Below are 24,497 nucleotides of genomic sequence, written 5' to 3'. Positions count from 1 at the left end.
GAATTATTAACTTGTCACCATTATAACACTGTTTATGATTATTTGAAAGCTTTTGTTGCTTCAATTGCTTTTTTCCATCCAGCATATAGCTCTTCGCTTGTTTTCGCTTCCATCGTTGGTTCAAAGCGTTTGTCCATATGCCACTGTTCTTTAATTTCATCTTGGTTTTTCCAATATCCAACCGCAAGACCAGCTAAGTATGCTGCACCTAGAGCCGTTGTTTCGTTGATTACTGGACGCTCTACAGGAACATCTAAAATATCACTTTGGAACTTCATTAAGAAGTTATTTTTAACTGCTCCGCCATCAACGCGTAATGTTTTCAGCTCAATACCTGAATCTGCTTCCATTGCGCATAATACATCTTTCGTTTGGTAAGCTAAAGATTCTAGCGTTGCACGAATGAAATGCTCTTTCGTCGTACCGCGCGTTACACCAAACATAGCGCCGCGTACTTCACTATCCCAATAAGGTGTTCCTAGTCCAACGAATGCTGGTACAACGTATACACCGTCAGTTGATTCAACGCGATTTGCGTACACTTCACTCTCACTTGCATCTTTAAACATGCGCATTCCGTCACGTAACCATTGAATTGCAGAACCTGCTACGAAAATACTTCCTTCTAATGCGTAGTTTACTTTACCATCTATTCCCCATGCAATTGTTGTTAATAGGCCGTGCTCAGAAGCTACTGCTTTTTCACCAGTGTTCATTAACATGAAACAACCAGTTCCGTAAGTATTTTTCGCCATACCTTCACCGAAACAAGCTTGTCCAAATAATGCTGCTTGTTGGTCACCAGCTACACCTGCAATCGGTACATTTTGGCCGAAGAAGTGGTAATCAATTGTTTCTCCATATATTTCAGATGATGGACGCACTTCTGGAAGCATGCTCTTTGGTACTGTTAACATTTCTAGAAGCTCATCATCCCACTGTAAGTCGTGAATGTTAAACATTAACGTACGTGATGCGTTTGAGTAATCTGTTACGTGTGCTTTACCACCAGATAGTTTCCATACAAGCCACGAATCAATTGTTCCGAATAATAGATCGCCGTTTTCTGCTTTTTCTCTTGCACCTTCAACGTTATCTAAAATCCATTTTACTTTCGTACCAGAGAAGTATGCATCAATTAAAAGACCTGTTTTTTCGCGAACCATTTCGCTATAACCTTTTTCTTTTAACTCATCACAAATTTCAGCTGTTTGGCGAGATTGCCATACGATTGCGTTGTAAATTGGTTTACTAGTTGTTTTATCCCATACAACCGTTGTTTCACGTTGGTTCGTAATACCGATACCTGCGATTTGTTCTGGTTTTACATCTGCTTCGCTTAAGCAAGTTGCGATAACTGCTAAAATAGATCCCCAAATTTCTTGTGCATTATGCTCTACCCAGCCTGGCTTTGGAAAATGTTGTGTAAACTCTTTTTGAGCTGAATGAACAATTTCACCTTTTTTATTGAACAGAATTGCGCGTGAGCTTGTTGTTCCTTGGTCTAATGAAAGAATATATTTTTTCATATCGGTTTCCCCCTTATGCTACTTTTCTACTATTTGTATTGCTTCCGCTTTTTTTACTTGTCATATAAGAGATTGCTAGTACAATCACAGTTGCGATAATCACATAAATAAGTGCTGAATTTTGTTTTCCTTCAAATACAACTTGATGGAATAAACCTGCAAGTGATCCACCTAAAATTGGACCAACTACTGGAATCCATGCATACTTCCAGTTTGAACCGCCTTTTCCTGCAATCGGAAGGAAGAAGTGTGCAATACGCGGACCTAAATCACGCGCTGGGTTAATTGCGTATCCTGTTGTCCCACCTAATGATAAACCAATACTTACAATTAAGAAACCTACGATAAATGGATTTAATCCATCTGCAAATTTATTTGCACCAATTGCTAATATACCAAATACTAAAACGAATGTTCCAATCATTTCACTTAAAAGGTTTGCAAATGTGTTCGGAATTGCTGGACCTGTTGCAAATACACCTAACTTTGTTCCTGGATCTTCTGTTTCTTTCCAGTGTGGTAAGTAATGTAAATATACGATAACTGCCCCGATAATTGCCCCAATCATTTGTGCTACGATATAACCTGGTACGTCACTCCATGGGAACGCTCCCTTAAATGCTAATCCTATCGTTAAAGCTGGATTCAAATGTGCCCCACTAATTGATCCAACCGCATACGCTGCAACCGCTACTGCTAAGCCCCAGCCCATTGTAATAACAATCCAACCTGAATCTTTCGCAAACGATTTCTTTAAACTTACACCAGCACAAACGCCGCCACCAAGTACGATTAACAACGCAGTCCCTATTAACTCTCCTAAAAATGCTGACATAGTATCCCTCCACAATCAATTTAAACGCTTCCAAATGTGATAGAGGTAAAATGAATGGCCATTCGTTTTTGTCAAAAGAAAAAGACCCACAGCTTTGCACGCTTCTATATAAATTTATATAGAAACAATGAAATGTGGATCTCTTCTTTTCTCCGTCACGTTTATTAACTTGTCTATAATGTTAACCTCTTATGAAAGCGGTGTCAACAGAATTTTTTCACATTTTCGTCACTTTTTTTGGTAATGTTTCCATAGTTCACGTTTTGATGTCGTAATTGCTGTCGCACCAGCGTTTAATGCTCTTTCCACATCTTCTACAGTACGAATAAAACCACCTGCTAAAATCGGTACACCAGTACGCTCTTTCACTTCAGCGATAACGTCCGTTAATGCTCCAGGAAGTACCTCAATATAATCCGGTTTCGTTTTATCTAAAAGATTGCAGCTCTTCTCCATCGCACTCGAATCGATTAAAAAGATGCGTTGTATTGCCACAACACCTTTTTGCTTCGCCTTCATAATAACGCTCGCCTTTGTTGAAAGTAACCCGTACGGTCTAAACTCCTGACATAAATATTCCGTCGCATGCCCATCACTCTGCAAACCATGAATTAAATCCACATGTAAAAACACCTTTTTACAATATTGCTTCGCAAGTGATATAACACTCTTCAATTGACCGACATGAATATCTAAAATAACGATATACTCATACGAACTATGTAATAGCTTTTCCAAATCTTTAATTTGCCTCACTGCCGGCAAAATCTTTTGTTCATGAAATTCCATTCTATATGTCCCCTTCTTTATATCATCCTATCCTTTATAGTACACAATTTAAGTGAAAAGAACAGCTAGTGTTGGGGATTTCTTTCAAATCTTTCCCTTATCTATATATTTTCTTCAACTTATCGGAACCTATACCACCTATAATCATGAATGCAAGGGGCAAAAGATTCATTACATATGGCGCATCTGCTACAATTGTAATACTTGCTCCAGCAAACTTATTTAGCATCCATACAACGGTTTTTGCAATAAACAAAAATACTCCTATCATAAATAGACTATCCAAAAACACCTTCCATTTTGGATACGCCAATTGCTTACTATCTTCAATTACTTTCTGCGTCAATTCTTCATCACTCCTTAGCAGTTCATCCATCGTAATACCGAACAGGTCACTTAAATGAATAATAATTTCAATGCTCGGATAGTTCTTTTCCGTCTCCATTTCGAAACAGATTGCCTGTTCACATGAAGTTTTTCAGCCAAATCATTTTGCGACCAATTTCTTTTTTCCCTTTCTTCTTTTAAACGCTCACTAAAAATCATACTGTGTTTATCACCTCTCTATGCCCCTTATGTTCAAATAAATGATGAAGAGTAAAGCGAGTTATCGTTGCATTTCCTGCGCAACTTATGCGTTACAGCTTATAATGGCGCTATTTTATATGTATCTTCCCTATACTATGCTCCAATAATAATTTCCCGAACAATAATACAAAGAATGGATACTAATAAAGTGAAACTTTAATCAGCCCTCACCAATCGGGCTTTTACGGACAGCCCCCCCACCTAACTTCTTTACTTCAGCTGAATTTTGAGGTAGGGGGCTTACTACCCGGCAAATAGCGGGATAAAGAATAGATTAGGCATAAAAAATACGCCATCCCTTCTTATCAGTCTCCAGAAAGAATAACGCAATTTTTCATTTTTACTCATCACTTTTCGGACTATATGAAAACCCCGGATATTTCACAACAGGCCACTTCTCCTTACGCAGAGAATCCATTACTTGCGGGCCAACATGTATATTACTCTCCACTATTTCTTTAGGAGTCAGTGCCATCCATTGATTTAACGATACATCTTCAAAACGATTGCTTCTGAACATCTCTAAAAACCATAATGTTTCGGTACCTGTATTTTGAATATAATGCCCCGTCGCAAACGGTACATATCCGACATCGCCAGCTCTATAATCAAATGTACGAGCGGTACCATTTCCAAGAAACACAGTCATTCTCGCTTCCCCTGTCAAATAATATTGCCATTCATCATTATTCGGGTGCCAATGAAGTTCTCTCATTCCACCAGGCTCAACCTCAACGAGCGCTGCTGCGATTGTTTTGGAAATAGGGAAATTTGTGGAATCTACAATTCGAACGCTACCACCAGGCGTCTTAATCGGCTTTTGTTTTAACAATTCATGTTTAAATGTTAAAGGAACTTCTCCTTTCGGTGATTGAACTTCCTGACTTTCAAGGGAACCTGGCACCTCTCCTTGATAAATATAAACTTGATCTGAAGGGATAGAACGAAAAGCACTCTCAGGTACTCCAAAATTAGCCGACAACACCTCTTTTGGCGTATGCGCAAACCAATCAGAAATAGCTAAAGTAGATAAATCAGAAAAATGTCCATCATCGAAAACGAGTAGAAATTCACAATGTTCCAATCCTTGAATGGAATGCGGAATACCAGGCGGAAAATACCAAAGATCACCTGGTCCAACATCAGCAATAAAATTCCGTCCATTTTGATCAACAGCCGTTATGCGTGCCCGTCCTAAAAGCATATACGCCCATTCCGCTTCTTTATGCCAATGTAGTTCTCGTACTCCACCGGCCGTTAAACTCATATTTACTCCTGCAATCGTCGTCGAAACCGGTAGTTCTCGAACAGTAATCTCCCGAGACCACCCCCCTTGTTTCAAAATCATAGAAGTGTCCGAGAATGAAAACTTCAAGTTAGGAACTAACCCTGCATCCGTTATAGGCGGAACAAGCATATTTGGATTTTGAATATCCCGCATAACATTACGAGGTCCAGAATCAATCGCACCTGCTCCGTCGCTGCGGATTGGTTGTGGCACATTCCCTCCTGCTTCATTAACAGTACGTTTCTTCATGATTACACTCCTTTTTCATCCGGTTATGAAGTAAAAAGCCTCCATCATAGTGTATGAATTGGGCTTTAGATGGTTACAGTTACTATGGAGTTACATCATCTGCCTATCATTATCGTTTTGTTCATTTCTCAACTTATACTAGTATGCTTAGCGCTTAGGAAGACAAAAAAATAAACTAGAACTAACAAAAAACCCTGTAAAATTTATTACAGAGTTTTTCACCAATTATTTATTGTTTTACATATCGAATACGAACATTATCGTCCATTTGATAAATTTGTAATGTGTTTCCATAACTAATTCCTAACTCTTCACTTGCACCAACTGCACTTACAAATACCCCTTTAAATACTTTATTCTTAGTTGGTTTTACTACCGATACTCTTCGCTGCCTCTTCAAACAGTTTCGAACCTTCTTGTGCTTTACTTACTGATTGATGCATTTTACTTTCGTCTTCTTGGTCCAATGCATCAAAGAGAAGTTGAAAACAATCCGCATACAGTTCCATCGATTGCTTTATCTTCGCCTGTTCTCCCTGTAACTCAGGGGGCGCTTGTAAATTCTTCAGTTTCTTCGTTGTTGCCTTTGCTCCACCTAAACTTAGTTGTACTTCACTTTTCTTTTGTTTGTATGATTTTACGTCTGAATCTGCTATTCCTTCAATTAATTTCATTGTATCTTCAATTTGAGTAGCACTGTTTATGATATCTGCCTTATACCTTTCAACATCTGAACCAGTTACCTTACCAGGTGAAGAAGTTGAATTATTTGAAGAAGAACTTGGTTGACTACTTGATGAACTACTGTTTGTACCTTCACCTTTCGCTACAGATAAGCTATCCTCTTTCTTGCTATCAGTTGACTTACTCTCTTTTTCAGAAGTCTTATTCTCTTTCTCTACCTTTTGCGTCTCTTCTTTCTTTGTTTCAGCTTTCTTACCATCAGTTTCAATTGTAATACAACCGCTCAATAACATAACTGGTAATGCTAAACTTACTAATTTCTTTGCCTTCATGATTACTACTACCCCTTTAGTTGTAAAATTTAATGTGAAAAAGTTAATATACTTAATTAATAAATTTCCCCCGAGTAATTTATTAAAATCTACTACCCATAGATTTCCTGTATATTCATAATCTTTCCATATATAACATTTTACAAAGAATTACATATTTGGTCAAAAGGATTTATGTAGTCCTTAAAAGAAAATTTTAATCACAAAGAAAAGAAGCTAACAATAAATTGTTAACTTCTCAGCTTAAGGAAAAATAGTATCTTTCCTTATCTTCTAATATCTAGGTTGTGATTGAATATTTGTAAGATGAACATCGTACATATCAATGATTTCAAGAAATCTATCAGCTTCACGGAAAACATGGTCTGCCAATAATGGATGAATGATGCTCTTTATTTTACATTGCTCAATTAAATCACGTGCTGTTTTCTTAAAATCCCGAAGAGATGCAACTGACACGCGATTTTGATCTAAAAATTGATCTAAAAGAGGAGCTGTTTGGGATTGTGGTTTCATAGATTCTAAGTCAATTGCTTGATACATCAATTCATCAAAATCATTGCTAAAATTCCGTGCTGTATCTACAAGCTTTCTTTCTGATGGATCAAGAAGATGGCCAATAAATTTAGCATGGTCTGCCATAATCCTTAAAAAGAAAACATTTTCTTTAATAATAGCATCAGGAAGAGCATCTAATTTACCTTCATTTAATTGTATTAAACGTTTTCTAAAATAATCAGCTTCCCTACTTGTATGGTCAACTAAAAGTGGAAAGTTATTTTGTCCTGGCAATTTACATGTGAGAATTAATCCTAAAATTTTTCGTTTAAATCCCCAAATATTAGTTGCGGCTTGTTGTACTTCTGCATTAAACCTTTTGATTTGCTCAGGATCTGTTTCATTTGTATAGGAATGCGCTATTTGTTCAATATGTTCAAACAACCGATAAAATTGATTCGCCTCTTCAATTAATTGAGTATCCTCACATCTAAATCCCAATCGAAGAAAAAAAGAATGCTCCTTCATGATTCTAGACCAAAAACGAATTTCATTTAATGAACGCTCAACAAACATTACAGACGTAACGCCTGTATCAGGATGTAATGAAGTTTCATCCCTATGCATTGTTAATCCCCCCCAGTAAAATCCCCGCTAGTTCCATTCTTATGAGGAAAAATATATATAAATGCCATCAATAAAAGTTTATGATGACTCTCTTATACATGTAAAATTAAACTAATATAACCTTAGCTTGATGAACATATACTGCTCCCCCAGAAGAAAAAAGCTACCACCTAGATGTAAAATCCTACTAGGTGGTAGCCTTTCAAAATTTCTATTAAAGCAATACCGAATCTTTATCACTATCCTGATTACGTTTCTCGCGCTCTTCTTCTAAGCGCTTCATATACACTTCGCCTTCTTTTTCGATAAACTCATTATCCATATCTTGCTCTTTTTTCGAAGTATATAAAACCATGTAGCCACTTAGTACAATCCCGACAATTACAAGATAAACCCACCATGGTAAAGTTTCCAAATCACTTCATTCCTTTCCTTAGACAAGCCTTATTAGTTTCACTTTATGAGGAAAGAAGTGGATTTATGCTTAAAATTTTTATTGTGGATGCTTCGCGAAAAATGCTTGTACATATTCCATAAACTCAATTGGTTCTTGACGAAACGGTGCGTGGTATCCTTTTTCAATAATGTGGAACGTGCTATTCGCAAATAGCTCATGATACAGTTCACCATTTTTCCAAGAAACACTTTTATCGTGTCGTCCCCATATAATTAAAGTCGGTACCTTAATTTTATCAGCTTCCATCGCAATGCGGCGCTCTCTCATTTTCGTAAGCTGATCATAATGCTCTTTATCATCACGACTATTTTTCACTTCACTTTTATTATACTTCGCAATCTCAGTTACAGTTTGTAAGTCCGTCGATAGCGGTGGTACTTCATAACTTTCTTTTTGCTGGAAAGACTCTATCCCTGTAGAATCCGCCAAGATGAGATGCGTCACTGCATCCGGATATAAATACGCTAAATTAAGGGACATCTCTCCGCCCATTGAATGGCCGAGCACCGCAAACTGATCGTATCCGAGCTTCTTCATTAACTTATAATATAAATTCACTTGCGCAGGAAACGAATACTGAAAATCAACCGGCTTAGAAGAACGCCCAAACCCTAAAATATCAACCGCAATAATCGTATGATCTCGCACTAGTTCCGGATAAATATCACTAAACCCATCAGAAGAACCACCAAACCCATGCAACATAAGTAAAGGAGGTTTTCCCTCACCAATTTGTTTAAAATAAATCGTCTGTCCATCAATTTGCGCCATACTCTCTTTCGTATTCAGCTTCATCATAACAGTATCTTTCACTTCGCCAACCTTCGCAATCGGCTTCTCAACGAAGTTACAAACAATTAACAAAACGAGCACAATACCGCTAATCATATAAAACTTAAACCTTTTCAAAGTTCCCGTCTCCTTTCTCTTGTTGCTATTTAAAAGTTTTTACATTTTTTGGTTATTTTATGTTCTCTTTTTAATTGTAACCGCAACAGTTACAATTAAACTAAAAAAATATAACTCATTTCTATTACTAATGGTTGTTCTGTAACTATTATAGTTACACATTTAAAGTAAGTCAATTCTTTTCTCTACATGGCCTGAAAATAGAAAAAGGGACTTCATGTTGAAATCCCTTTCTTTGTTACTATAGTTGGCTTACTCCGCCGTCGCCTTTATTATCTGCTGGTGCTCCGCCTGTGTCGCCAATGTTAATGTAGTCTGGTCTTGCTGGTGCTCCGCCACCATCCCCTTTATTAAGTGCAACTGAATTAAAATCATGAAATCCTAGAGATAAAGTAAATGCGAACCCTATTACCGTTAATACAATTTTTTTCATTATTTTAACGCTCCTTTTATCATTTGTTTTTTTCTTGCTTCTTTACTCATATGATAATATTCGCTAGATTTTTCATGATTTTTTTCATAATAAAATTTATCTGCTAAGCGTTCCGTATACTCTTGAATACAATCAAATAATTCTTCTTTTTCAAAATAAGAAATCGCATCTAAAATAACATTTTCAAACTCACCAGTAGTCGCATTCATTTTATTTAAAATCATGAATCGGTATTGATACTCTTGATTTTTTAACTGATTACAAATACGTAACCCTTTATTTATTAACGACTCTGCTTTTTCTAATTCATTTAGTTTTAGGTATTCGTCTGATTCCAAGTATAGTGCTCGAAAATGATTAGGAGATTTCTTTGTTACTTCTGATAAGTGACGGATAGCTAACTCAGATAAATTTTGATTCGCGTACAATAAACCTAAATTATTTCTAACCATTAATATATATTTTTCATGATTAACTTGTTGGAAAACATTCAATGCTGTATTAAACGTTTCTTCAGCGAACTCGAATTGTTGTAAATCAATATAACACAACCCTAACATATTTTCGCACAACGCAAGATTAATTTCATAACCTGGTTGTTTAAAAAAAACCTCTTTTGCTGTTTTTATTTGATCAATCGCTAACATTTGTTGATATGATTGGTTATAAAGATATCCATAACGATAATTAAACTCCGCATGTTCTATCGGATCGGCAATATATTTCAATAACTTCTCAGCTTGCTCATACTGTTCTTTCGCTTCGTTATAATTTGAAATTAATGTGCAATGAAACCCTTTAAAGAAGTGATAATAATAAGCTAAAAAGCCCTCTGTTGGAATTTCGAAAGATTCCACTTTATCAAAACTATCTTCTCTAACTGAAATCCAATCAACTAATGCATCATATCTAAAATTCAACAACGCATGATAAAGCAATACCTCCTGATCCACATCCAACCCACTAATCTTACTTTCAATCTCCTCTTTCATTTCTGTGGCCTTCTCTATGTTTTGCTGCAACATTACACGATACCAATCATCTAAAGAATGTTTCATTTGCTCCCGCGTTACTACATCTGCTCCCATACACTCGCATCCCCTTTTCTCCAAAATTACAAAATTAGGATTTTTATACAATTATCAAAATTGTATATTACCACTCCTTTTCTATGCATTGAAAAACAATTATCAGAAAATTAAATATTTCAATTAATTATACCAAAGTTTTCCTTTTTAATAACTTGAGAAACAATTGTCAGAAAAATCACTAGAATAAATAAAAAAGCAAGCAGTTCCAGCACTCCGCTAAAACTACTTGCTCTATTTTTACTCTTTAATAAATTCCTTCGTACTTCTCACTGTATCAATTGGACGAACTAATTTTTCAATTTCTTCACGTTTTGGCTCTAGGAATGGAGGTAAAGATAATTTTTCACCAAGTGTTTCGTATGGCTCATCTCCCATAAATCCTGGGCCGTCTGTTGCAAATTCAAATAAGATTTGTGGTGCAACTCTTGCGTATAATGACTCGAAGAAGTGACGATCTACATAACCCGATGAAGGAAGCCCTACGCTACTGATTCTCTCAATCCATTCTTCTAATACAGCGCGATCTTCTACGCGGAATGCCGCATGGTGCACTGTACCAAAACCTTGTTGTGCTTCAGGAAGAACTGTATTATGTTCTACGATGACAGATGCACCGTTTCCACCTTTATTCACTTCAAATAAATAGAATTCTCCTTCTTGCGCAACCTCTTTAAATAATAAAACTTTTTCTAACACTTCTTTGAAGAAATTAAAGTTTGCAATACGGATGAATACAGGCCCTAAACCAGTAATTGCATATTCTAATGGAACTGGTCCGTTTTGCCATGGTGTACCTGATTCGATCCCTTTATCAAGTTCATCTGAGATTAATTGATAGCGTTGGTCATCAAAGTCAACGAAAGAAAGAGTTTTCTTACCAAATTGCTCTTTAATTCCTGTATGTTCTACTTCAAGACGGTCAAAACGTTTTACCCAATATGCTAACGCTGCATCAGTCGGAACACGGAATGAAGTTTTTGAAATTTCATTTGTACCGTGTACTCCTTTTGGAATACCTGGGAAGTCAAAGAATGTCATATCTGTTCCGGCACTACCTTTATCATCTGCAAAGAATAGATGATACGTTTGAATGTCATCTTGGTTTACTGTTTTCTTAACTAAACGCATCCCTAAAACGTGAGTGAAGAACTCATAGTTTTTTTCTGCACTACTTGTAATCGCTGTAACGTGGTGAATTCCTTTTAATTGGTTCATTTTATATTCCTCCAATGGGGTTTCATTTATATGTTAAAGTTGTATATTTTCTTCTATTACTTCTCTTCAATCGGTGCTAAATTCGCTTCAATTTCTGCACGCTGATCTTCTAGGAATGGTGGTAAATCAAGTTTTTCTCCTAAATGTTCCACATCTCCATCAACTGTAAATCCTGGGCCATCTGTTGCAATTTCAAATAGGATTCCGTTTGATTCGCGGAAATATAAGCTTTTAAAATAAAAACGGTCGATGATTCCTGAGGACTGGAAGCCTCTTTGTATCACCTGTTCTTCCCAATAAGCAAGCTCTGCATCGTTTTTCACGCGAATTGCTAAATGGTGAATGCTACCTCGGCCCGGTTTTTCAGTAGGACCATCTAAATATTTCACAACGATTTCTCCAAAAGCCTCTCCTTTAATGGACTGGAAAATTGCTTCTTGATCATTTCGGCTAACCTCTGTATAACCGAACATCTCTGTAAGTGTGCTCGCCATTTTATCAAGTCTACGCACTGTCATTTCTACAGAACCCATTCCTTGAATTTGATGCTTTGCAGGAACTTCTGATTTCTCCCAAGTTTCCCAGTGCTCTACTTTTTCTCCGTTTGAAACGAGTAGTACTAAGCGAAGACCTTCAGCATCCTCAAATTGCAAAGCAGGACGATTTGCATATGTTGTCATTTCACTATGTTTCACATCAAATTTTTCAAAGCGTTCTTTCCAGTAATGCAAGCTATCCTCTGAAGGAACAAGTAATCCAATTCGAGTAATCGCATTCGTACCGCGATATGTTCTTCCTACTAATGGAATTTCAAAAAATGATAATTCCGTACCTGGACTTCCTGTTTTATCTCCATAAAATAAGTGGTACATTGACGGATCATCTTGGTTTACTGTCATTTTCACACGACGTAAGCCAAGCACGTTTTTATAAAAGTGATTATTTTCATTTGCATTTTTCGTAACCATTGAAATGTGATGATGCCCTTTAATTTCATACATTGGTTATTCCTCCGTTTCGTTTTACTAGTCAAGTGACAACTAAAAAAATAACATTTCCCACAACTAATATGGTTTTTAGCTTTTCAATTTATTCTTAATTATGTTTTTGTAAATTCATCTTAGTTTTTACTGTATAAGTTACTTTGTTTTTAATCGAAAACAACTGAGTGTATGTTTTTCATATGACTCAATCGCTTTCGTTACTATCACTTTACACCTCAAGTGATTAAAAAGCAAGTTATTTATCTCAAATTCGAGATATTTTTTGTATCATATTATTTACTTCCTATAAAAACAGCCTCACTAAGCATATTAAAACTTAATGAGGCCACTTTATTCACACTTTTAATTATGGAACGACGGCTTATAGAACGAACGATTATCAAGTGCGAAGACACGCTCTGTATATTCGCCTGGTTTTGTGCGTCCTAATGCGCGGTCCATCATGTTCATTTTTGCATCTAAGTTATCGATGTAATGCAGAATTTCTGCTTCTTTTACTAATGGTGGTTTTGGACTACCCCATTCTGCTTTTCCGTGGTGAGAAAGGACGATGTGTTGAAGAATTAATACTTCTTCTGCATCGATTTGCAATTCGTCTGCCGCTTTACCAATTTCGTTCACCATAATCGAAATATGGCCTAGTAAGTTTCCTTCTAACGTATACGTTGTAGAAATTGGGCCAGATAATTCAATTACTTTACCAAGGTCATGTAAAATAACGCCTGCATATAGTAAGTCTTTATCTAATGATGGGTATAGATTTGAGATAGCTTTCGCTAAATCAAGCATTGATACGACGTGATAAGCTAGTCCAGATACGAACTCGTGATGGTTCTTTGTCGCTGCTGGATAGTCTAAAAATTCGTTTTGATGCTTATTTAATAAATGTCTTGTTAGACGTTGAATGTTCGGGTTTCTCATTTCAAATATGTATTGCGTAATTTTCTCAACCATATCTTCTTTTTTCACTGGTGCTTTTTCTACGAAGTCTGAGATGTCTGTTACTTCATTTTCATTCGCAACACGGATTTGTTTCACACGTAATTGAATACGTCCTTTGTAGTTTAAAATATCTCCAGCTACTTTCACGATTGTTTCCGCTACATATTGTTTCTCAACTTCTGGTGATACGTCCCATAACTTCGCTTCAATATCTCCACTTGGATCTTGTAAGATTACTGTTAAAAATGGCTTTCCATTGCTTGCGATACCTTTTGTCGCTGTTTTAATTAACAAGAAAATATCGACTTGTTCACCAACTTCATACTCTGCAATTTTCTTTTTCATTCGAATTCCTCCACCAAATCAGTTACTTTTAGTATAGCACACTACAACTCATTTTCTTTACGCATATGTGTTAATTTTATAATCTGTTTTTCTGTAAAATACGCGAGTAAATGCGCATGACATGTAAAGAATATGACTTGTCTATCCTTTGCAATTTCCTTTATAAGTTCAATCGTTCGATTCGTCCTTACCGCGTCAAAGTGCACGAAACTATCATCAATAATAAATGGATAATCATGCTCAAATGTTTTTGCTAGTGCAAATCTCAGCGATAAATATAACTGCTCCGCTGTCGCTTGGCTTAGTTCATGACTGTAAAAACGCATACCATCGTTACGCTCTACAATAAACGGCTCTGACTCTGACGGTGAAAAGATTTTACTATATCGTCCGCCTGTTAAATAGACGAAATACTCTTCTGACTTTTGTAAAATACGAGGAAGATGTACTTCATGATAATATTGCTTCGTTTTCGTTAACACCGTTTTTGCGGCCGCATAAGCAGCCCACTTCTTCACTTGTTCACGCACTTGCGCTTTTTTCATTTCCCATTCATGCATTAAATCACCGTACGTACTACCTTCTTCTAAATTCGCAATTTCCATACGATGTTTCGCAATACGCTCTGTCAGTTCTTTCTCTTGCGCCAGACAGTTTTGCACGACTGTCAGTTCTTGCTTTAATTTTCCGTCATAACCGTCAGCTTCGTAATGTTCAGCTAATGATAAACTCGTTAAACGTTGTTCTAACAGATCAATTTGCGGTAATAAACGCCCCACTTGTTTCTCTGCATCTTCACGTTTTTCCGCTAGTTTACCTGCTTCTAAAAACATCTCTTCATCTGTAGACGCTGCAATATGCCATAAACTGTCTCGTTCTACTAGTAATTGCTTTAATTGTTCTTGCATAAACTCATATTCTTCTTGCCATTCCGCCAGTTTTTCTTTTAACTGCTTACAAGTTTGGCGCTTCTCTTTCTCATTTTGCATACGGCTTTGTGCCTCGTGTAGCTTACTATACTCCGCACTACCGATAACAGTTTCTAGTTTATGTTCAAATTGCGAAATCATTTCATATAATGAAGATTTTCGCGTGCCTTGTTTCTCTAATTCACGATATAATTGCTGCATTTTTTCAATACGCTCAAACGCCGGCAATATGTGTGCATACGTATAAAATTCAGGAAACATATAGCGCGTTTTATATGCATCGACTTGTTCTCCCGCCTGGAACGTTTCTCTCTCCCATTCCTCATACGATGAAACGACTTTATCATACGCTCGCTCCAACTGCTGTAACTTATAAGACTCACGCTCAAATAATTTACGTATCTCTTCATCTTTTTCTAACTGATAGCGTACAGACATCGCTTCTTCACTTTGTCTCCCGCCGGCACTTTGCTGAAGTGTAAGGAGCTCTTCTTGTAATCCACTTGATGGATCTTTATATAAAACAAGGGCGAGAACAATCCCTACAAATACGATGACACTAATAAATAAGAGCGGGCGATTGTCTATCAATAAGCTTGTGAATAAAACGCCTGTGTTAATAAGAAGTAACAGAAGACAAACTCTTTGCCACTGCTTTTTCTTTTGCTTAGCTGCTCCTGCTTTTTCCTCATACTTGCGCTTCATTCTCTCTGCGCCCATACCGATAAACGCCGCATCTTGGAACGATTTCTCTTTCTCAACTAACACATTTCTCTCTTCATCCACTAACATTTGTTTCTTAATCTGTCTTATATTTTCTTCTTGTTCTTCTAATTGCTCTTGCGCTACTTTAAAACGATCATCGAGCTGTGCTTTTTGCGTTTCTAATTCGCGCGCCTTTTGCACTGTTTGCGTAATTAACTCTTTCGTTGCCAAACTCATATCAAATGAAAGAACTGTTTCCTTTTCAAAAGTAGTACCAATTTGTTGTTCTAGTTCTGCCAGTTCTTCTTTTATATTCGTAATATTCCCGCTCATATCACGCATTTCTTGGCGTGCATTTTCGTAAGACATATGCTGCATACGAAGTTCTTCTACATAACTTTCTTTTTGTAAAAACTCTTCATCTATTTGAATCGAGGCAATTTCCGATTGCACTGTCTGGATTTTCTTGTGGAGCGAATCAACTTGTAACTGAAGCGGCTCCATTTTCGCCTTCATTGCTTCATAACGCGCCATTCCGTTTACAGGAAACTGCCCGCTCTCGTTCTCTAACACTTTCTCATGCGCACGTTTTTCAATAACGAGTGGCTCAAGCGCTGCTAATATTTCATAATCTTGCTTTCGTTTTTCTGCACTCTCTTTTTCCCCGCGAACAGAAGCAAGCTTCTCTTCACTTTCTTTTAACTGCTCTACTTGTTTTTCATACGTGCCAATTTTTCCTTGCCACTCTTTCATCTTCTCTTCAAGTTTCTTCATCTCTTGCAATGACACGTTAATTTCTGGTTTACGCCCGCTCGGCTTGAAGCGCTGGTCCATTTCTTTTTCTAGCTTTTTATCTAACTGCAATAGCGCATCACTTCCGACTGCACTTGCCGAAAATAAATAATTGCCAATATCCGCTTCGCCTAGCTGATGAATATTTTGAAGACCATGCATATCAAATGAAAAGACAGATTCAAATAAACTTTCATTCATCCCGCTTAATATATCGTTTAAAATTTCTTCTCCGCCCGTTTTCCCGTCTTCAAAATAAACGGTCACCTCGCCAGCTGCCGTCTTTGGCAATCGCTCAATTTTCAAACGACCGTACTGCTCTGTTTGCACAGTCATCGCACCGCCATACTTCCCACCTTCTTTCGGCTCATAACGGCGCTGTCCTCTCGTCGGAAAACCGAATAAAATGCTTTTCATAAATGAGCGAATTGTCGATTTCCCCGCTTCATTTTCACCATATAACACCGTCAGCAAGGAAAGATCCATTTCCACATTTTCTAATTTTCCGTACCCATAAATATGGAGTTTTTCAATTCTCATTTTTTATCCCTCTCTTGCTGGAATAATTGCTCTAAAATAATATTTTCTGCTTCCTTTTGAATCTCTTTCTTCTCTTCTTCTGTAAAAGATTCAATACTATTACGCGCTACAGGAGATGTCCAAATGGTGCGCAATACTCCGTCCATATTGCTGAAAGCTTCTAACTCCTTTAGCACACTACCTACGAAATGATTTTCCGCTTTCAAACGTTCGATTTCCGCAAAAGAAACCGTCTCATTTTTCCACTTCATCGCATATACAAAATCTTTTCGCTCTTCGCCAGATGCTAAAATGTGAAAAATCTCTTCCACGCGCTTTTCGTCACGCAAATAAGGGGAAAGTGGGCCTTGTCCTGTGAATACGACAGTTAATAACGTACCTTCCTCTTCTCTTCGGCATTCATTCAGCGCAGTAGATAGGCTCGTCATAAGTTCATCAACAGTTTCAAGTCTATCAATACAAACTTCGATTTCATCCCATACAACATCTGCCGTATGGAAAAATGAACACTGCGTTCCTTGTTTCGTAAGTTCAATAAGGTACGCACCCTTCTCGCCTGTTTCCTTACGATGACGACCTTGTATGTTCCCTGGATAAATAATGTATGGTTCTTCTGATAAAATTTCACGTTTATGTATATGGCCAAGAGCCCAATAATCAAACTGTTTTTCTTTCAACTCACGAATTTGAAACGGTGCATAGCGATTATGCTCTGCATCTCCTTCCACACTTCCGTGAAGCATGCCAATATGAAAAGGCGCATCACTCATTTTCGTATACTGCGCTGTCATATTATCCGTTACCGCTTGCTGCAAATAACTAAAACCATAAATAGAAGCTAATAGCTCACCATTTTTATAAAATGATTTCTCTTCTACATAAGGCTCAGTAAATACATGAACATTTTCCGGAAACTCAATTGCTGCCCAGCTTCCTCCTAAATGATCATGGTTACCGTGAATAATAAAAACAGGGATATCGTACTGCGAAAGTCTCTTCATTTGCTCACGCACAAACACTTGCGCCCTCAAACTTCTCGTCTCCGCATCATACAAATCCCCAGCTAGTAATACGAAATCAACGCGCTCTTGAATTGCTTTATCAACAATACGCTCAAATGATTCAAACGTACTTTGCTTCATTCTCTCCCAAACAGACTGCGCAACATTCATCTCCATCCCTTTAAACGGACTATCCAAATGCAAATCAGCCGCATGTATAAACTTTACTTGTTTCACAAATAACGATCCTTCCTATCTTTCAAAAGTTTCATTTTATCAAAATTAAAATCGCTGAAAACTAATAATCATCGAGAATAAAAATATTCTCGATGATTAAAGTTTCATTCTATTTTACCACGCAATGTCATATATTTCTTTGCATATTGTAGCATTTTATGTCAAAATAATTATAAGATTCTGATTTTAATTATTGGAGGGAATTTTCATGGGAGTATACGTTCTAACAGTCTTTGAAAAAGATGGTTCAAAAGCATTAGACGAATCATTCGAGGCGGCAACTGAAAAAGAAGCAAAAGCAAAAGGTGAATCTATCTTACAAGAAAAAGGATTGTATGAAAAAACACATCGCTGTACATCTACTGCAGGTAAGCTCGTTTTATTCCAGCGCTAAAAAAAAGAAGCGTCATCCGCTTCTTTTTCACTCTACTATATCTTCGTCACACCACGTAAACACCACATCTAGAATGCGATTACCGATACGTACGCGTTTATTCCATTTACCTGTTTGGATCTGATGTTGCAATTCAGCTTTCATCTTTTCCGTCCAGTCGTGAATCGTTTCACTACCGTCGTACGGATATACGCTCGGAAACTCTTTCTGCAGTAGATGCAAGCTCTCTGCATCAAAATGAAAATGGAAGAAGTAGTTTGCTGTAAGCGATGGTTCTTGCAATCGTAAAAAATGATCATCAATTTGCTTTCTATTTCGATAGAAAGTAAAGATATTCACTTTACCGCTAGTAATTTGGTCAATTTGAATTTCGTGCTTCTCTATAATCACGTCTTGTCCACCTCGTTGTATACTATCTTTAGTATATATGTCTTTTGCAACAAAGTTAACCATTTTCGCGCGAAATTCATTTCCTTCATTATAATTCCTGTACCTCCATATGCAATCAGGATAAATAAAAACAAAGTTGAAGGGGAGCGATCACATGTATTTCGGAAGCAAAGGTTGGTATGTAAAAGAACTTAAAAAATTAGGTATCCGTACTTATGAAGGTAAAAAACTAGAATCTTATCGTACGCATGTGTTGTCTAGTTTACTTGAGAGAATGAAGAGAGCTTCGGCTTAATAGAAAAGTAAAAAATGAAGTGAACACGAATAGTGGTATATGATAAAAAACACCTCCTAAATTCGCATACTAAGTATGCAAATTCAATGGAGGTGTTTTTATCAGTTTTCATAAAATATTTTTTGTTTCCGCTGAAACGGATAAGTTTTAATCTCAGTTGCATCTAAATTTTCATGGAATAAATGAATAGCTATAATTTGTCTACAATCGTAAGTATGGTAATAATATGTTCCAGACTCCATACACATTGCACTTGTATAGATCGTATTATCTAATATACCGTCTTCTGTTATTACTGCCCCCTTAGGAACCTCACAGTTTGATAAAATATGAAAAATAGCCGATATCCCCTCTTCTTCGTTCTCTATACTTTGAATGTTTTGTTTGCCATATACTGCCCGTACAAATCTTGATGGCGGAGTGAAATCTCCAGGAAGCCCCATCGTTCCTGAACCTTGGCCAAAAGCACTTAATGGTACATCTCCCCACTCCGTTGGCGCAAATGGCTGCGATTTAAGACCAATATATTGTCTTAAATTTTGTAAATGCCAATTAAACTCGGGACTATTAGTCATCACTCCTATTGGATTGTCATACACTTTTATTCCATCAGCTGTCGGCTCAAGTACAATACACGCTCCCGATTTATCTGCTAAAATCCAATGTAGCGGTGGCGTAATTCCTAAAACTGGTAATGGCACATCTATAAAGGCAATGTTATCAATAGATTTTCTTACCTCTTCAACAGAATTGAACTGCGTGAGGCTCCAAGTCACAAAATCAAATGGCGCTACATTCGTTTTATTGCTATCTATATGATTACTATAAGTAGCGAATCCTGGGAAATAGAGAGTTGCACATGTCATACCAGTTTCATTTACTCCGTCCGCCATCATGACCCTTCCTCCAAAATTAATTCCCATTCCGACAACAGCCTTTTTCGCTCGGATCGTTTCACCAGTTATATTGTTCCACTGATAACGCCGAGGAATGATTATTACTTCTTGATTCATATCTAATGTGAAATCCATTGTTCTCCCAAAAAGATGCTGGAAATTTTTTGTTTGTAACGTCAAACTAGTACACATGAAGAAATCCCCCCCATTTCATAGTTATATACACATTTTATAAAATTCTGATAAATACGTAAATTAAAAACCCTATTTATCACTAACAAAATAACCACCCAAACTAAAAATGCTATAATAAACCCAATGAAACTAAGGGGGCAAATTACTTTGCTTGGAACATGCATTCAATTTCATAAGTTTGGCAATCCAAAAGACGTATTACAAGTTGAATATAAAAATATAGAACCACTGAAAGATAATGAAGTTTTCGTTCGTATGCTAGTTAGACCGATTAATCCATCTGACTTAATTCCAATAACCGGAGCGTATGCACATAGAATCCCTTTACCTAACATACCTGGTTATGAAGGTGTTGGTATTGTAGAAGATGTAGGAGCTTTTGTTTCTAGAGACCTTATCGGTAAACGTGTGTTACCGTTACGCGGGGAAGGTACTTGGCAAGAATATGTGAAGACATCAGCTGATTTTGTAGTCCCTATTCCCGATTCTATTGATGATTTTACCGCGGCACAAATGTATATTAATCCCCTTACGGCTTGGGTTACATGTACGGAAACGCTAAACTTACAACGGAATGATGTTTTGTTAGTGAATGCTTGTGGATCCACTATCGGGCATCTTTTTGCGCAGTTATCGCAAATTTTAAATTTCCAACTCATTGCCGTGACAAGAAATAGTAAACATACAGACGAATTACTTCAGCTTGGCGCTCATCATGTAATTGATACTTCGACTGCCCCGCTTTATGAAACCGTTATGGAATTAACGAACGGGCTCGGCGCGGATGCTGCAATTGATTCTATCGGGGGACCGGATGGAAATGAATTAGCTTTCTCCTTACGTCCCAATGGGCACTTTTTAACTATAGGACTTCTGTCAGGAATACAAGTAAACTGGGCAGAGATTGTCACGAAAGCAAAAGTGCACGCGAACATATTTCATTTACGACATTGGAATAAAGAAGTGTCACCTTATAAATGGCAAGACACGTTTCGTCATTTAATTCGCTTAGTAGAAAATGAGCAATTACGTTTTATGAAAGTCCATTCTACGTATGAATTAGCGGATGTGAAAGCGGCAGTTGATGTTGTGCAGTCTGCAGAGAAAACGAAAGGGAAAGTATTTTTGACGAGTTATTAAATACAATTGAAGTGGGCTTTTTGATTGACCTTTTAAATAGACTAGATAGTACGTTCAGGAATACCTAATTGTAAGTATCTGGTATAATCATGTTAAAAGGTGAAAGGAGACTCTAACATGTGGTTACTTACGGCAATTGCGCCTGTTTTAATAGTCGGGGGAATTGTAGTCTATGTAATTGGAAGGCTTAAACATAAATATGACAACGGTACATTAGGTAAGAAAAAATCAAAAAAAGCTCAAGTTTTATTGGATAGTTTCATACCTGTAGGAATGCTCATTGGCTGTATAATCGGTTTGATTTTCGGCATATTTTTCCCGGATTATTCACTTCTTACAATGAGTTTAGGATCCGGAATCGGCTATTTATTGGGGTTTCTCGCCTATGAAATTTATAGCAAGCCAGGAAACAACTTCTCATAATCCAAAAAGAATAAACGGGACAGTACATAGTAGTCATCAAAATATGTACTGCCCTTTATTTTTGCATCAACGTTATCACCTTACCTTTCGCCTACTATACACCTTTTTGATTGATTTTCCTCTCCTCCCTCTTTTGTATATTCGCTTTTTTGTTTTCATGGGATCTATATCCAAAGTAAAGTAGCGCACATGTAATAATAGAACCTACAATGTATCCTAAAAAACATCCTAACCAAAACATAGTGTAACCGCCTCCGTTCATAATAAATTTTATGTAATATAACTCTTTACATACTCCATCGTTTATTTCTATTAACTATACACTTTCTAAAATTATTCATACCACTCATTCTCTTCGTACCTCAAATAGCAATTTTATTATTTGTCATAAAGTTAACACCTTCTTTAAATACAAAAAATCCCATTTATTTGCTTTTTCTCAAGAAATAATATACTACATTTGAAATAAGCGAGCGAGTACGTCGGCCCTTCTCTATTTTAACTTTAGTCATGAACAAAAGAAAAATAAAAAACCCCCTCAAAGCATAAACTTCAAGGGGTGAGCCTGTTTTTTATTTACTTATATACGTACAGCTGTACCACTTACAGCAACCATTAACATTCCATCACGAACTACTTCGTAATCTACGTCAACACCAACGATAGCGTTCGCACCTTTTTGTTTTGCAAGTTCTTTCATTTCGTCCATTGCGATATCACGAGCTTCTTTTAGCTTACTTTCATAAGAACCAGCACGACCACCGACAACATCACGAACAGAAGCGAATAAATCGCGGACAATATTTGCACCCATAATAGCTTCACCATTTACAATATCGATATACTCAATAATTTCTTTACCTTGAATTCCAGACGTTGTTGTTACAATCATGACTGACACTCTCCTAATAAGTTGTAGTTTTAATTAGCTTTCTTATGTCTTTATTATGACACGGAACAAACAACTAATCTATTGAATTACCTTACAGGAATGTGACAGTTTTGTAAGAATGAAACGCGCATTATGTTTCATTTTAATAAAGCGCTTTAACATTAGGATACATAAACGACTCTTTATTTTCTTTCCAGTCCTTTTCTACTTCTTTGAAAGTTGGTCGTCCTAATTTTTCATTGTTCTCATGTTTACGAAACCATTTCTTTACATACTTATCCCCATTTTTATTTTGAATCGTGCAAAGGAAACTATCGCTACTATCCTTTAATATTTTTACAATCACGAAAAGACACCTCTTTCCTTTTAAATAACATAATAAAACTTGATCTTTTACTATAAGCCCTTCCTCTCTTATAGTCATACGACTCCTCGGCCGCGCCAAAGTTGTAAGATCAAAAACGATATTTACTTTGTTTACATTTTATTTAAAGAAATCAGAGTTATAAGCATGATGCTTATCAAATATTTTATAGATTTCTAACTTATCATCTAATTTTGCATCTACTAAAATTAATATATTTCCATCGTAAATATATTCCTCATACTTCTTAGCATGTTCTTCTGGAATTCCTAATCCGATAAATGCTCCTATTAAGCTTCCAGCTCCTCCGCCAATACCAGCTCCTCCAATAGCTGCTGCGATTGGTCCTGCTGCTACAATTGGACCCATTCCAGAAACGGCAAGTATACCAAGACCTGTTAATAAACCACCGAGTCCGCCTGCTACTCCTCCAGCTACAAGCCCTGTCGCTGAAAAGATATCTGCTTTATGTGCAGTTTCGCTATTCACTTTTTCACCCGATTTTTCTTCCAGATGTTCAATTTCCTTTTGATCTTTCGCAATAGCTGAAATGTTATCTGCTGAGTATCCTTTTTCATTTAATTCATTAATAACGAGTGCCGCATCATCAATTGTTCTAAAAACACCTACTATTTTTCTATCTACATTCATAACTATTAACCTCCTAAAGTTTTATATAATGTCTCTTTATTTTTCTTCATTTCTGTATACACTAATCTTTTTATTAACATAACCATTTACGAAAAAAGCGAATAGTAAAAGCACTACAAGTGAACTACTTAACAAGTAAATTAAATCAAATGTAATATTAATCATCATTTCATTCATGTATACCAGGCTCCTTTTTATTTAAAGTAAAAGTATATTTTGATAGACTAATCTACTAAACATAGACATCTTACAATTCATCTTCAGTTAATCTCTTTGTAGTATATGTATACCCTTCCTAACCTTTTCTAAACGTAAAAAACTATAATTATATTTTTTCTTATTTATATGTTTAACATTTTTTTAAACGGGTATGTTTATATTGTTATGCTTACTATATGGAAAGGAATATTACGATGAACGCCATTCACTCTACTACTATTTCTTATAATGAAACACCTACAATAACTCAGATTCATCATTTTTATGCTTTAATGACAACATTTCAAGCTAATTTGTTTATAAGTAAACATGGAACAATGACATCAATTAAAAATTTAAGCACTCTAGTATCCTTTTTCCTTACTGTAAAAAAGAGAGATCTTGTATTATTTATTTTTGAAGGAATAGATGCAAAAAGAGCTTTAAGAACACTCTTCCCTTCTTAGAATGTTTGTTATCCTCTATTCCCTCGTCTACTACCTTTCATATATGTTTTTATATTTCAAAATGATTTCCTCTATTAAAAAAGAACCCCCTAATACAATAGGGGGATTTCTAGTTTGACCTTATGAAAACTGATATAATATATATTACGTTTTTCATTCTTTAAAATAGAAAA

Annotated in this window: 27 protein-coding genes and 1 pseudogene; 5 read left to right on the top strand and 23 right to left on the bottom strand. The window is 36.4% G+C overall.

Annotated elements, in window-relative coordinates:
• Nucleotides 1–38: 38 nt before the first annotated feature.
• The 17 genes and pseudogenes from glpK to ACTFRU_RS08395 all read right to left on the bottom strand — a co-directional run bounded on the left by glpK (nucleotide 39) and on the right by ACTFRU_RS08395 (nucleotide 18,019).
• The gene (gene glpK / locus ACTFRU_RS08475; RefSeq protein ID WP_000760009.1) at nucleotides 39–1,529 is read right to left on the bottom strand and encodes a glycerol kinase GlpK; all 1,491 of its coding nucleotides are present in this window, start codon (nucleotides 1,527–1,529) and stop codon (nucleotides 39–41) included.
• 13 nt (nucleotides 1,530–1,542) lie between these two features.
• Complete coding sequence (gene glpF / locus ACTFRU_RS08470) at nucleotides 1,543–2,364, bottom strand: glycerol uptake facilitator protein GlpF (protein WP_001272200.1); 822 nt, start codon at nucleotides 2,362–2,364, stop codon at nucleotides 1,543–1,545.
• A 228-nt stretch (nucleotides 2,365–2,592) separates the two neighbouring features.
• On the bottom strand, nucleotides 2,593–3,153 hold the full coding sequence (glpP, locus tag ACTFRU_RS08465) for a glycerol uptake operon antiterminator GlpP (RefSeq protein WP_000394285.1): 561 nt from the start codon (nucleotides 3,151–3,153) through the stop codon (nucleotides 2,593–2,595).
• 97 nt (nucleotides 3,154–3,250) lie between these two features.
• Nucleotides 3,251–3,699, bottom strand: a pseudogene (locus tag ACTFRU_RS08460) (helix-turn-helix domain-containing protein).
• Nucleotides 3,700–4,081: 382 nt separating this feature from the next.
• On the bottom strand, nucleotides 4,082–5,278 hold the full coding sequence (locus ACTFRU_RS08455) for an oxalate decarboxylase family bicupin (protein WP_049107799.1): 1,197 nt from the start codon (nucleotides 5,276–5,278) through the stop codon (nucleotides 4,082–4,084).
• Nucleotides 5,279–5,507: 229 nt separating this feature from the next.
• Nucleotides 5,508–5,678: a hypothetical protein gene (locus tag ACTFRU_RS08450; RefSeq protein WP_012593158.1), complete on the bottom strand. Its 171-nt coding sequence runs from the start codon at nucleotides 5,676–5,678 to the stop codon at nucleotides 5,508–5,510.
• Entirely contained in the window at nucleotides 5,638–6,294 is a 657-nt protein-coding gene (locus ACTFRU_RS08445) for a DUF7018 domain-containing (lipo)protein (RefSeq protein WP_049107797.1), read from the bottom strand. Before ACTFRU_RS08445 ends, ACTFRU_RS08450 begins: the two co-directional genes overlap by 41 nt.
• Nucleotides 6,295–6,567: 273 nt before the next feature.
• Nucleotides 6,568–7,419 (bottom strand): DUF2935 domain-containing protein, encoded by an 852-nt coding sequence (locus ACTFRU_RS08440; protein ID WP_000554479.1) that lies wholly within the window; start codon nucleotides 7,417–7,419, stop codon nucleotides 6,568–6,570.
• Nucleotides 7,420–7,633: 214 nt separating this feature from the next.
• Nucleotides 7,634–7,834, bottom strand: a complete 201-nt coding sequence (locus ACTFRU_RS08435; protein WP_000449223.1) for a sporulation YhaL family protein — start codon at nucleotides 7,832–7,834, stop codon at nucleotides 7,634–7,636.
• Nucleotides 7,835–7,912: 78 nt separating this feature from the next.
• Nucleotides 7,913–8,785, bottom strand: coding sequence for an alpha/beta fold hydrolase (locus tag ACTFRU_RS08430; RefSeq protein ID WP_152121445.1), 873 nt, complete (start codon nucleotides 8,783–8,785; stop codon nucleotides 7,913–7,915).
• Nucleotides 8,786–9,026: 241 nt separating this feature from the next.
• Entirely contained in the window at nucleotides 9,027–9,218 is a 192-nt protein-coding gene (locus ACTFRU_RS08425) for a hypothetical protein (protein WP_229175409.1), read from the bottom strand.
• Nucleotides 9,218–10,306 (bottom strand): hypothetical protein, encoded by a 1,089-nt coding sequence (locus ACTFRU_RS08420; RefSeq protein WP_290102218.1) that lies wholly within the window; start codon nucleotides 10,304–10,306, stop codon nucleotides 9,218–9,220. Before ACTFRU_RS08420 ends, ACTFRU_RS08425 begins: the two co-directional genes overlap by 1 nt.
• Nucleotides 10,307–10,546: 240 nt before the next feature.
• Nucleotides 10,547–11,524, bottom strand: coding sequence for a ring-cleaving dioxygenase (locus tag ACTFRU_RS08415; protein WP_088859426.1), 978 nt, complete (start codon nucleotides 11,522–11,524; stop codon nucleotides 10,547–10,549).
• 56 nt (nucleotides 11,525–11,580) lie between these two features.
• Complete coding sequence (locus tag ACTFRU_RS08410) at nucleotides 11,581–12,525, bottom strand: ring-cleaving dioxygenase (protein ID WP_006924768.1); 945 nt, start codon at nucleotides 12,523–12,525, stop codon at nucleotides 11,581–11,583.
• 345 nt (nucleotides 12,526–12,870) lie between these two features.
• Nucleotides 12,871–13,815, bottom strand: coding sequence for a 3'-5' exoribonuclease YhaM (yhaM, locus tag ACTFRU_RS08405; protein ID WP_000726638.1), 945 nt, complete (start codon nucleotides 13,813–13,815; stop codon nucleotides 12,871–12,873).
• A gap of 41 nt (nucleotides 13,816–13,856) precedes the next feature.
• Nucleotides 13,857–16,781: an ATP-binding protein gene (locus ACTFRU_RS08400; protein ID WP_098771768.1), complete on the bottom strand. Its 2,925-nt coding sequence runs from the start codon at nucleotides 16,779–16,781 to the stop codon at nucleotides 13,857–13,859.
• The gene (locus ACTFRU_RS08395) at nucleotides 16,778–18,019 is read right to left on the bottom strand and encodes a metallophosphoesterase family protein (protein ID WP_025688422.1); all 1,242 of its coding nucleotides are present in this window, start codon (nucleotides 18,017–18,019) and stop codon (nucleotides 16,778–16,780) included. The genes ACTFRU_RS08400 and ACTFRU_RS08395 overlap by 4 nt, the downstream gene beginning before the upstream one ends.
• Nucleotides 18,020–18,227: 208 nt before the next feature.
• Between ACTFRU_RS08395 and ACTFRU_RS08390 the strand changes: the two genes are divergently transcribed.
• Nucleotides 18,228–18,413 (top strand): YhzD family protein, encoded by a 186-nt coding sequence (locus tag ACTFRU_RS08390; protein WP_000539552.1) that lies wholly within the window; start codon nucleotides 18,228–18,230, stop codon nucleotides 18,411–18,413.
• Between the two features lie 27 nt (nucleotides 18,414–18,440).
• Here the strand turns inward: ACTFRU_RS08390 and ACTFRU_RS08385 are convergent, their stop codons facing one another.
• Complete coding sequence (locus tag ACTFRU_RS08385; RefSeq protein ID WP_000582785.1) at nucleotides 18,441–18,803, bottom strand: hypothetical protein; 363 nt, start codon at nucleotides 18,801–18,803, stop codon at nucleotides 18,441–18,443.
• Between the two features lie 154 nt (nucleotides 18,804–18,957).
• Here ACTFRU_RS08385 and ACTFRU_RS08380 point away from each other — a divergent pair, with 154 nt between their 5' ends.
• Nucleotides 18,958–19,098, top strand: a complete 141-nt coding sequence (locus ACTFRU_RS08380) for a YflJ family protein (protein WP_000273537.1) — start codon at nucleotides 18,958–18,960, stop codon at nucleotides 19,096–19,098.
• A gap of 101 nt (nucleotides 19,099–19,199) precedes the next feature.
• On the opposite strand, the gene bsh is transcribed toward ACTFRU_RS08380, so the two are convergent.
• Nucleotides 19,200–20,186, bottom strand: coding sequence for a choloylglycine hydrolase (gene bsh / locus ACTFRU_RS08375; protein WP_440037598.1), 987 nt, complete (start codon nucleotides 20,184–20,186; stop codon nucleotides 19,200–19,202).
• 150 nt (nucleotides 20,187–20,336) lie between these two features.
• Between bsh and ACTFRU_RS08370 the strand changes: the two genes are divergently transcribed.
• Both ACTFRU_RS08370 and ACTFRU_RS08365 read left to right on the top strand, forming a co-directional pair.
• A complete protein-coding gene (locus ACTFRU_RS08370) occupies nucleotides 20,337–21,329 on the top strand; it encodes a zinc-dependent alcohol dehydrogenase family protein (RefSeq protein ID WP_440037597.1) in 993 nt (330 codons plus the stop codon).
• Between the two features lie 117 nt (nucleotides 21,330–21,446).
• Nucleotides 21,447–21,752: a hypothetical protein gene (locus tag ACTFRU_RS08365; RefSeq protein ID WP_098771771.1), complete on the top strand. Its 306-nt coding sequence runs from the start codon at nucleotides 21,447–21,449 to the stop codon at nucleotides 21,750–21,752.
• A 580-nt stretch (nucleotides 21,753–22,332) separates the two neighbouring features.
• On the opposite strand, the gene ACTFRU_RS08360 is transcribed toward ACTFRU_RS08365, so the two are convergent.
• The 4 genes from ACTFRU_RS08360 to ACTFRU_RS08345 all read right to left on the bottom strand — a co-directional run bounded on the left by ACTFRU_RS08360 (nucleotide 22,333) and on the right by ACTFRU_RS08345 (nucleotide 23,836).
• Entirely contained in the window at nucleotides 22,333–22,644 is a 312-nt protein-coding gene (locus ACTFRU_RS08360; protein WP_000637511.1) for a YbjQ family protein, read from the bottom strand.
• A 142-nt stretch (nucleotides 22,645–22,786) separates the two neighbouring features.
• Nucleotides 22,787–22,990, bottom strand: a complete 204-nt coding sequence (locus ACTFRU_RS08355; RefSeq protein ID WP_142343417.1) for a DUF4028 family protein — start codon at nucleotides 22,988–22,990, stop codon at nucleotides 22,787–22,789.
• A 138-nt stretch (nucleotides 22,991–23,128) separates the two neighbouring features.
• Nucleotides 23,129–23,659, bottom strand: a complete 531-nt coding sequence (locus tag ACTFRU_RS08350; RefSeq protein WP_001100101.1) for a general stress protein — start codon at nucleotides 23,657–23,659, stop codon at nucleotides 23,129–23,131.
• 36 nt (nucleotides 23,660–23,695) lie between these two features.
• On the bottom strand, nucleotides 23,696–23,836 hold the full coding sequence (locus ACTFRU_RS08345; RefSeq protein WP_001004571.1) for a hypothetical protein: 141 nt from the start codon (nucleotides 23,834–23,836) through the stop codon (nucleotides 23,696–23,698).
• Nucleotides 23,837–24,072: 236 nt separating this feature from the next.
• On the opposite strand from ACTFRU_RS08345, the gene ACTFRU_RS08340 reads away from it, so the two are divergent.
• Entirely contained in the window at nucleotides 24,073–24,324 is a 252-nt protein-coding gene (locus ACTFRU_RS08340; RefSeq protein WP_000991352.1) for a hypothetical protein, read from the top strand.
• The last annotated feature ends 173 nt before the right edge of the window (nucleotides 24,325–24,497 follow it).

Source organism: Bacillus cereus group sp. MYBK220-1, from assembly GCF_051916445.1.
In the GTDB taxonomy this organism is placed as follows: domain Bacteria; phylum Bacillota; class Bacilli; order Bacillales; family Bacillaceae_G; genus Bacillus_A; species Bacillus_A cereus.
This window is presented reverse-complemented; position numbering and strand designations above follow the sequence as displayed.